The organism is Kocuria atrinae C3-8 (assembly GCF_000286355.1).
Taxonomy (GTDB): domain Bacteria; phylum Actinomycetota; class Actinomycetes; order Actinomycetales; family Micrococcaceae; genus Kocuria; species Kocuria atrinae_A.
In genome coordinates this window covers 1-1,806 of record NZ_AJXN01000209.1, presented here as the reverse complement: position 1 = coordinate 1,806, position 1,806 = coordinate 1, and the positions used below count along the sequence as shown (strand labels likewise).

The 1,806-nt window shown below is 61.6% G+C and carries 2 protein-coding genes; both read left to right on the top strand.

Annotation, left to right across the window (positions count from 1 at the left end; genetic code table 11):
• Positions 1-319: 319 nt before the first annotated feature.
• Entirely contained in the window at positions 320-454 is a 135-nt protein-coding gene (locus YO9_RS20285) for a hypothetical protein (RefSeq protein ID WP_262925733.1), read from the top strand.
• A gap of 31 nt (positions 455-485) precedes the next feature.
• Positions 486-1,790 carry a tyrosine--tRNA ligase gene (gene tyrS, locus YO9_RS0115840; protein WP_016998371.1) on the top strand — a complete coding sequence of 435 codons (1,305 nt, stop codon included), beginning with the start codon at positions 486-488 and terminating at the stop codon, positions 1,788-1,790.
• Positions 1,791-1,806 lie beyond the last annotated feature (16 nt).

Here is a 1,806-nt window from a genome sequence, read left to right as displayed (position 1 = left end):
CGCCGTGCGGTCGCCCGCGCAGCAGGCCTTCGCGTGTCGGACCCGCGCGCGGTGCGTGATGGTGAAGATCCCGTCTTGATCGAAGTCGCCGACGAGGGCCAAGTGGTTGAGACCGTGTCGAACAGCTGCGTGCGGAATTGGAGCTGGTCGAGGGAGGGCTCATCGGCGTCGTCTGTCCGGGCGACTCGATCGCGTCCGTGGCCGTCGCACTCGACGAAGCATTCCCGGGGTTGGTGGCCGCGGGGATGCGGCGGCTGGATCGACAGATCATGCTGCTCACACCCTGGGACGCAAGGGGCTCGAATTCGACTCCGTGGTCGTGGTGGAGCCGGCCGACATTGCCAACGATCCCGCCGGGGGAGTGGGCAACCTGTACGTGGCCATGACACGACCCACCCAGCGTCTCTACATGGTGGCCGCGCACGGCCTGCCGGCAGGTTTGGAACAGTCCTGATCAGAGTCGCAGGACTGATAACTTAGTCTTCGTGTCAACCACCGATTTGAGCAAGCAGCACAACGACCCGACCTTTGATTCCTTGTGGGAGGAGTTGAATTGGCGCGGCCTCGTCCAGGTATCCACGGACCCGCAGTCCATTGAGGATGCCCTGGAAGCGGGACCCATTACGTATTACTGCGGATTCGATCCGACTGCTGCATCCTTGCACCTGGGCCACCTGGTTCAGTTGTTATTGCTCCGCCGCCTGCAGTTGGGCGGGCACAACCCCATTGGGTTGGTCGGTGGTTCCACCGGGTTGATCGGTGATCCCCGCCAGACGTCCGAGCGAGTGCTCAACTCTCGAGAGACCGTTGCCGAATGGGTTGAGCTGTTGCGCGAGCAGGTGCAGCGCTTCCTCTCCTTCGAAGGGGAGAACGCGGCACGCATGGTCAACAACCTGGACTGGACGTCGCAGATGTCCGCGATCGATTTCCTGCGTGATGTCGGCAAGAACTTCCGCGTGGGCACGATGATTAAGAAGGACATCGTGGCCAAGCGCCTGAACTCGGAGGAAGGTATTTCCTACACCGAGTTCAGCTACCAGATCCTGCAGGGTATGGACTTCCTGAACCTGTACCGCGAGTACAACTGCGTACTGGAGACCGGCGGTTCGGATCAGTGGGGCAACCTGACCTCGGGTACCGAACTGGTACGCAAGGTTGAAGGTGCCACCGTGCACGCGATCGGTACGCCCTTGATCACCAACTCGGACGGCACCAAGTTCGGTAAGTCCGAGGGCAACGCGATTTGGTTGAACCCGGAGCTCACCTCTCCGTACGCCTTCTACCAGTTCTGGCTCAACACCGCGGACGCAGATGTGGTGGACCGTCTGAAGGTCTTCACGTTCCGTACCCGCGAAGAGATCGAAGAGCTTGGCCGTCTCACGGAGACCGAACCGTACCGTCGCGAAGCCCAGAAGGCCCTGGCCTACGAGGTCAACACCTTGGTCCATGGTGAAGAGGCCACGCGTAAGGCGATCGCCGCTTCTGCCGCGGTCTTCGGTAAGGGTCAGTTCGCGGATCTCGACGAGGAAACCCTGGCCATGATTGCGGCCGAGCTGCCCCACGCAGAGGTCGGTGCAGATCAGACCTCAATCGTCGATCTGTTGGTTGCCACGGGCCTGTCCGAATCGAAGTCGGCTGCTCGCCGCATCCTCAAGGAGGGTGGCGTATCGGTCAACAACCACAAGGTCTCGGGGGAGGACGCAACCCTGGAACCCGAAGATCTGCTGCACGGTCGATTCGTGTTGCTCCGTCGCGGGAAGAAGAACCTCGCTGCGGTTACGGTCGTCTGAGCCCTGAGCCCTGAGC